This is a genomic window from Bacillus proteolyticus (genome assembly GCF_001884065.1).
GTDB classification, from domain to species: domain Bacteria; phylum Bacillota; class Bacilli; order Bacillales; family Bacillaceae_G; genus Bacillus_A; species Bacillus_A proteolyticus.
On sequence record NZ_MACH01000045.1, the window covers coordinates 1 to 7,505 of the forward strand.

The window sequence follows — 7,505 nt, forward strand, 5'->3', positions numbered from 1 at the left end:
AGACTTGGGTATACCTCCATATTGACATCAAATATAATATCAAAAGAAAAACAGTTAGTCAACCCTACTAAAATAAATTATGAGGAAAGGAAAATTTTACTTTCCCTCTCCTACATTATAGTAATGACAACGCTCATAATTACCAATCACTCATACCGATGAATGTTTAAATTTACTTAATAACTGTTTTTCCTCCCATATAAGGGCGAAGAACTTCTGGAATTATAATTGTACCATCTTCTTGCTGGTAGTTCTCTAAAATAGCTGCAACCGTACGTCCAATTGCAAGACCAGATCCGTTTAATGTATGAACATGTTCTGGTTTTCCGTTTGGCTCGCGACGGAAACGGATATTTGCACGTCTCGCTTGGAAAGCCTCGAAATTACTACAAGAAGAAATTTCACGATATGTGCCATAGCTTGGAATCCATACTTCAATATCGTATTTCTTCGCTGCTGTAAAGCCTAAATCTCCTGTGCACATGCTCATAACGCGATATGGCAACTCTAATAATTGTAACACGCGCTCTGCATCATTTGTTAATTTTTCTAACTCTTCGTAAGAATCTTCTGGTTTCACGAACTTTACAAGCTCAACTTTATTAAATTGATGTTGGCGAATTAAACCACGTGTATCGCGACCCGCAGAACCTGCTTCAGAACGGAAGCAAGAGCTAAATGCAGCATATCGTATCGGTAATTGCTCTTTACTTAAAATCTCATCACGATGCATATTCGTTACAGGTACTTCAGCTGTAGGGATTAAGAAATAATCTTCGCTTTCAATACGGAATGCATCTTCTTCAAACTTTGGAAGTTGCCCTGTTCCTGTCATACTTGCACGGTTTACCATATAAGGAGGTAATACTTCCTCATATCCATGCTCGTCAGTATGAAGATCAAGCATGAAACTAATTAAAGCACGTTCTAGTCTTGCACCAGCACCTTTGTAAAATACAAAGCGACTTCCTGTTACTTTCCCAGCACGTTCAAAATCTAAAATCCCTAAATCTGTAGCAAGATCCCAATGTGGTTTTGGCTCAAAAGTAAATTCTTTCACTTCTCCCCAATCACGTGCTACTACGTTATCATCTTCTGTTTCACCTACCGGAGCAGATTCATGAGGGATATTTGGGATAGATAGCATTAATCGCTCTAAATCTTCTTCAACTGTACGAAGCTCATTATCAAGATCTTTTACTTTTTCCCCAACTTCACGCATTTCTAGAATTAGAGCTTCCGCATCTTTCTTTTCACGCTTTAATACTGAAATTTGTTGAGATACTTCGTTACGTTTACTTTTTAGTTCTTCTGTTTGAACAAGTAGCTCTCTTCTTCTCGTATCAAGTTCCTCAAAGCGACCAAAATCTGTTAAATCTTCGCCTCTATGCTGTAATTTTGCTTTTACTTCTTCAAAATTCGTACGTAAAAATTTAATATCAAGCATTATATACTCCTCCTTTTATTTTATAAAACACAAAAAACTCCCGTCCCTATACAAAGGGACGGGAGTTAACCCGCGTTGCCACCCTAGTTGAAAGCACTACCGCTTTCCTCTCAAGTAGAAATAACGGCTCTTCACCGGGAATGCTTACTAATCCAAAGATATTCCACATTCCATTCCAGGATGGATTCACAAACTGTTTCTATCGATTTCCACCAACCATCGACTCTCTATAAGAAACAACATCTGTTACTACTTCCTATCAACACGCTTATTTTATAAAATTGTTACCATCAATTTACTATAATCTTATACAAGTTGCAAGTTACTTATACAACTTTTTTCATTTTCGCCTCTTTTACCATTTCGACAAAGTATGCTGTTACACGATGATCGTCCGTTAATTCTGGATGGAAAGAAGCAGCTAAAAACTGATTTTGTCTTACCGCTACCATTCGATCGCCATGCGTAGAAAGTACCTCCACATCATCAGCTACATTTACAACATACGGAGCACGGATAAATACACCAACAAAGTCTTCCCCCACACCTTTCATTGAAAGCGCGGCTTCAAAGCTATCTTTTTGACGTCCGAACGCATTGCGCTCGACTGTAATATCCATAGCACCAATATGTGCTTCTTCATAGCCAATCAGTGTTTTCGCAAGAAGAATCATTCCTGCACATGTACCAAACATTGGTTTACCAGACTTCGCAAATGTACGAAGAGGCTCCATGAAAGCATACTTATCAATAAGACGGCGCATTGTTGTACTTTCACCGCCTGGTAAAATAAGACCATCAATCTCTTCAAGTTGTTCTATACGCTTTACAACCACAGCTTCTGCACCACTTGCTTCAACTGATTTTACATGCTCACGAACTGCACCTTGAAGACCTAGTACACCGATTTTCACCATTTTAAAGAATCTCCTTTAATTACCATCCACGCTCTTGCATGCGTTGTTCTGGTAATAACGTTGAAATTTCGATACCCTTCATTGCATTACCTAATCCTTTAGAAAGGCTTGCAATTAGTTCGTAATCTTCATAATGAGTCGTTGCTTCAACGATTGCACGTGCAAATTTCTCTGGGTTCTCTGATTTGAAGATACCAGATCCAACGAATACACCATCAGCACCAAGTTGCATCATTAACGCTGCATCTGCTGGTGTTGCTACACCACCTGCTGCAAAGTTTACAACTGGTAAGCGACCAAGGCGTTTAATTTCAAGTAGTACTTCATAAGGAGCACCAGTATTTTTTGCATATGTCATTAACTCATCTTCACGTAGACTTGCAACTTGACGGATTTCTGCATTGACTTGGCGCATATGACGCACTGCCTCTACAATGTTTCCTGTTCCTGGTTCGCCTTTTGTACGAAGCATAGATGCACCTTCTGCAATACGACGTGCAGCTTCTCCGATATCACGGCAACCACATACAAACGGAACTGTGTAATCACGTTTATTTAAATGGTATACTTCATCAGCAGGAGTTAATACTTCACTCTCATCGATATAGTCTACCCCTAATGATTCTAATACACGTGCTTCTACAAGGTGACCGATACGGCATTTTGCCATAACCGGAATTGACACAGCACCCATAACTTCTTCAACAATTGTTGGATCTGCCATACGAGAAACGCCACCTGCTGCACGAATATCTGCAGGTACACGCTCTAATGCCATAACAGCAACTGCGCCTGCCTCTTCTGCAATCCTTGCTTGCTCAGCGTTAATTACGTCCATAATAACGCCGCCTTTTTGCATTTCTGCCATTCCACGTTTTACACGTTCTGTCCCTGTTACATTTGTCATGTACAAAAACCCCCCTAGGTGAATTGCTTTCCCCGTTAAAGAAGAAAATTAAGAATACTCTTACATTCTACCACTAACTATCTGATGCTTGTCCACTACTTTTTCATAAAGTCGGTATGAAAAATAGGAATAAGAAAAAGCTCCTACAATGAGGAGCTTTTAAAACCAACCTTTTACTGTATCAACAGCACTATTCCACATACCACCAAAGAAAGAACCAATTCCGCGCATAGAACGTGTAAACCAACCTGCTTCTTCTACTTCAGATTTTGTTACAAGGTCAACTTGCAATGATTTTCCTGATAAAAATCCAGGATCATTACCATCTTTCGGCGTTATTACCATTTGGCCAAGTGAACCTCCCTTTTTAATAGGTGCTTCTTGTCCCTTATTTCCTTCTTTAAATTCTGTTTTATAAACATCTTTACTTCCTTTTGGCACTGGAAGTGAAACAGCTTGTCTCGTTTGAACTGCTACATCTTTATCTTTCGCATTTTCTACTCTTACTGTTTCTTTTCCTTTGACCGAAGAACCTTTTTCATACATTTTCTTTATTTCAAAATTAGCAAATCCATAATCATATAATTTCTTTGTCTCATCAAATCTTGCTGTATGAGAGTTTGTTTTAATAACTACAGAAATGAAACGCATACCATTTTTTTCAATCGTACCAGTGAAACAATCTCCTGCTTCTGGAGTTGATCCTGTTTTCAGGCCATCTACGCCTTCATATTCCTTAATTAGCCCTTTTAACATCCAGTTCCAGTTAGACATTTCGATTCGATCCGGAGTACCTTCACGGAATACTTTTTTTGAAATTTTTGCTATGTCTAATGTTTTAGGGAAATCTTGAATAAGACGTTGTGCTAAAATTGCTACATCTCTCGCAGACATTTTATTTTCTTCATCTGGAGTTGTCCCTTCAGGATGGTGTCCCTTTAAATCTTTGTTCGTTAAGCCTGTAGAATTTACAAACTTATAATTTTTTAATCCAAACTCTTTCGATTTATCATTCATCATTTTTACAAATTCTACTTCTTTTCCAGCAACCGCTTCAGCTAGCGCTATTGTTGCACCATTAGCAGAATAAATGGCCATTGCTTCGTATAACTCTTTTACTGTATAAGACTCACCGTTTCGTAGAGGCACATTCGATAATGAACGATCTTGCGAAATGTTATACGCATATTCAGAAACCTTAACTTTCTGATCCCATTTTAGTTTCCCTTTCGCAACTGCCTCGTTCACTAGGTATTCACTCATCATTTTTGTCATACTAGCAATTGATAATAACTCATCTGCATTTTTTTGATATAAAATTTTCCCAGAATTCGCTTCTACTAAAATTGCCGCACCTGCTTCAATGTTTAAAGCGGCTCCTGTTTCTGCTGATGCATTGCTATATGGTACAAGCATGCTACAAGCTATTGTAAGCACTGTTACCAACGCAATGAATCTTTTGCAAAACATACCTTTCACTTTTGCTACCCCCAATATCTATGTACTCACATAACCGTTATTCTAACATAATCAAAAAAAAATAGACAGAGATATCAAATCTCCGTCTATTTACATATAAGACATTATAATGAGTAGTTTGGAGCCTCTTTTGTAATCTGCACATGGTGAGGATGGCTTTCACGTAAACCAGCACCCGACATACGAATAAATTGTGCATTCTCACGTAAGAATTCTAAATCTTGTGCTCCGCAGTATCCCATACCTGCACGTAATCCACCAACTAATTGATGAACTGTATCTGCTAAAGGTCCTTTATATGGTACCCGTCCTTCAATACCTTCTGGAACAAGTTTTTTGTTTCCTTCTTGGAAGTAACGATCTTTACTTCCTTTTTCCATTGCTCCAACAGAACCCATTCCACGGTATACTTTAAATTGACGACCTTGGTAAATTTCAGTTTCTCCAGGGCTTTCAGCTACACCGGCAAACATACTACCTAACATAACAACGTGTGCTCCTGCCGCTAAAGCTTTAACCATATCACCAGAGTACTTAACACCGCCATCTGCAATAACTGGAATGCCGTGTTTACGAGCTTCAGTCGCACAATCATAAACTGCTGTTAATTGTGGTACACCAACGCCAGCTACAACGCGTGTTGTACAAATAGAACCTGGTCCGATACCAACTTTAACAACGTTTGCACCAGCTTCAATTAATGCTTTTGTTGCTTCAGCTGTAGCAACATTTCCAGCGATAATGTTTAATGATGGATATTTTGCACGAACTTCTTTTACTTTTTCAATAACGCCGTGAGAGTGTCCATGAGCTGTATCAAGTACAATTGCATCTACGCTTGCTTTTACTAATGCGTCAATACGAAGCATGGCATCCGCCGTTACACCAACTGCCGCTCCAACTAATAAGCGTCCTTGCTTATCTTTTGCAGAGTTTGGAAATTCAATTACTTTTTCAATATCTTTTATTGTAATAAGCCCTTGTAATACACCGTTATTATCAACAAGAGGGAGCTTTTCAATTTTATACTTTTGTAGGATCTTTTCAGCTTCTTCCAGTGTAGTACCAACTGGAGCTGTAATTAACTGTTCTTTTGTCATTACGTCAGAAATTTTGATTGAGTAGTCTTGGATGAAACGCATATCACGGTTTGTAATAATACCGACTAATTTTCGCTCATCTAAATTATTTACAACTGGCACACCTGAGATACGATATTTTCCCATAAGGTGTTCTGCATCGTATACTTGATGTTCTGGAGTTAAAAAGAAAGGATCTGAAATAACGCCGCTTTCAGAGCGTTTTACCTTATCAACCTGCTCTGCCTGTTGTTCAATAGACATATTCTTATGAATGATTCCTAAACCACCTTGGCGAGCCATTGCAATGGCCATATCAGCTTCTGTTACTGTATCCATTCCTGCACTAATTAACGGGATGTTTAGCTGTAAGCTTTCAGATAAAACTGTTTTAACACTTACTTCTCTTGGTAATATATCTGACCTTGCTGGTACAAGTAATACATCATCAAAAGTCAAACCTTCTTTAACAAATTTAGATTCCCACATAATTGTTCCCCCCATGATACCAGAAATTATTATTAGTAGCTTATCAATTGGTTAAAATACTGTCAAGGACGTATATATATGTTAGAATTTTTAGACAATAAAAGGAGCGTAATATATGCATCATACATCTTGTGCTTGGCAACAATTAAGTTTCTTCTTTTCATCTCAAAATGTACAACATTATCTTGCCCGTTGTTATGAAAAATCCTCGATTCAAGATGCCGAAAAAAAAAGTTTTGAAAATTGTTATCCGTTTATTTATTACTTAGAACACGGTAAAAATTATTATGAATTATATAAGACAGCTCCATTTTCCATTCAGCCAATGTTGTTATTTTATGGAATGGGTCAACTTTTTAAAGCCTGTTTATTAACCGTTAATCCAAACTATCCCGAATCAACAACTGTTTTAGCACACGGGGTGACGACCCGTAAGCGAAAAAAACAGGGATATCAATTTTTAGAAGATGAAGTGAAAATACAGAAAAATGGACTATTTACTCATGCCGCAGAACAACTGTTTCACATGAAACACTTGGAAACAGAAAAGTTTAACATGTTAGAGTTACTGGGGAAAATTCCTGAGTTACAACATTTATTTCGTTATAGTCAAAAAGGAACAACATTATATAAAATCAATTCAACAAATAAAAATGAGCTCTCCTTTCCAGTCAACATACTAGATCGATTACATATGACTAAAGAGAGATTTTCTCGTTATATTGAAACAACTTGTAAACACTTATCAATACAACACATACCTGAAAAAAATGATGCATCGAATGTATTTTTTTCAGCGCCTATTCAATCATGGAATCCTATGTATAGTACTCCTTTATACTATGAACAGCTTTCTAATACTTATTATTTACCACTTACGACTGACCCTAGAAATCCTAAACCCGTATTACCCGAACTTCTCGTTCATTATTTATTGCTCTATAATTTAAGCATGATTTCTAGGTATGAAACGGATTGGTGGTATGACTTACTTGGAAGCTATGGCTCTGAAGACTACCCATTTATTTATCAATTTCTTAATATTTCTGCTCAAAAAATCCCTTACTATATTTCAGCGTTTTTACTAGCAGAACCGGGCCTATTTCATGGGAAATAAAAAAACACAAGTCAAAAGACTTGTGTTTTTAGTTGCTTGGCGACGTCCTACTCTCACAGGGACAAGGTCC

6 protein-coding genes and 1 other annotated feature are annotated in these 7,505 nt (G+C 37.6%); of the genes, 1 reads left to right on the top strand and 5 read right to left on the bottom strand.

Going from position 1 to position 7,505, the window contains the following annotated elements; genetic code table 11:
• Positions 1-172 precede the first annotated feature (172 nt).
• The 5 genes from serS to guaB form a co-directional block, all read right to left on the bottom strand.
• Entirely contained in the window at positions 173-1,447 is a 1,275-nt protein-coding gene (gene serS / locus BAQ49_RS04435) for a serine--tRNA ligase (protein WP_071744332.1), read from the bottom strand.
• A gap of 51 nt (positions 1,448-1,498) precedes the next feature.
• Positions 1,499-1,719, bottom strand: a binding site (T-box leader).
• A gap of 54 nt (positions 1,720-1,773) precedes the next feature.
• Positions 1,774-2,364 (bottom strand): pyridoxal 5'-phosphate synthase glutaminase subunit PdxT, encoded by a 591-nt coding sequence (gene pdxT / locus BAQ49_RS04440; protein ID WP_071744333.1) that lies wholly within the window; start codon positions 2,362-2,364, stop codon positions 1,774-1,776.
• Between the two features lie 19 nt (positions 2,365-2,383).
• On the bottom strand, positions 2,384-3,271 hold the full coding sequence (gene pdxS / locus BAQ49_RS04445) for a pyridoxal 5'-phosphate synthase lyase subunit PdxS (RefSeq protein WP_000186161.1): 888 nt from the start codon (positions 3,269-3,271) through the stop codon (positions 2,384-2,386).
• A gap of 159 nt (positions 3,272-3,430) precedes the next feature.
• Positions 3,431-4,741 carry a D-alanyl-D-alanine carboxypeptidase family protein gene (locus BAQ49_RS04450; RefSeq protein ID WP_175546525.1) on the bottom strand — a complete coding sequence of 437 codons (1,311 nt, stop codon included), beginning with the start codon at positions 4,739-4,741 and terminating at the stop codon, positions 3,431-3,433.
• A 113-nt stretch (positions 4,742-4,854) separates the two neighbouring features.
• On the bottom strand, positions 4,855-6,318 hold the full coding sequence (gene guaB / locus BAQ49_RS04455; protein ID WP_000264087.1) for an IMP dehydrogenase: 1,464 nt from the start codon (positions 6,316-6,318) through the stop codon (positions 4,855-4,857).
• Positions 6,319-6,433: 115 nt separating this feature from the next.
• Between guaB and BAQ49_RS04460 the strand changes: the two genes are divergently transcribed.
• The gene (locus BAQ49_RS04460; RefSeq protein ID WP_071744335.1) at positions 6,434-7,435 is read left to right on the top strand and encodes a YaaC family protein; all 1,002 of its coding nucleotides are present in this window, start codon (positions 6,434-6,436) and stop codon (positions 7,433-7,435) included.
• Positions 7,436-7,505 lie beyond the last annotated feature (70 nt).

Coding starts and splice junctions, on each gene's coding strand:
- serS (WP_071744332.1), bottom strand. CDS start 1,447: ATGCTTGATATTAAATTTTTACGTACGAATTTTGAAGAAGTAAAAGCA.
- pdxT (WP_071744333.1), bottom strand. CDS start 2,364: ATGGTGAAAATCGGTGTACTAGGTCTTCAAGGTGCAGTTCGTGAGCAT.
- pdxS (WP_000186161.1), bottom strand. CDS start 3,271: ATGACAAATGTAACAGGGACAGAACGTGTAAAACGTGGAATGGCAGAA.
- BAQ49_RS04450 (WP_175546525.1), bottom strand. CDS start 4,741: ATGTTTTGCAAAAGATTCATTGCGTTGGTAACAGTGCTTACAATAGCT.
- guaB (WP_000264087.1), bottom strand. CDS start 6,318: ATGTGGGAATCTAAATTTGTTAAAGAAGGTTTGACTTTTGATGATGTA.
- BAQ49_RS04460 (WP_071744335.1), top strand. CDS start 6,434: ATGCATCATACATCTTGTGCTTGGCAACAATTAAGTTTCTTCTTTTCA.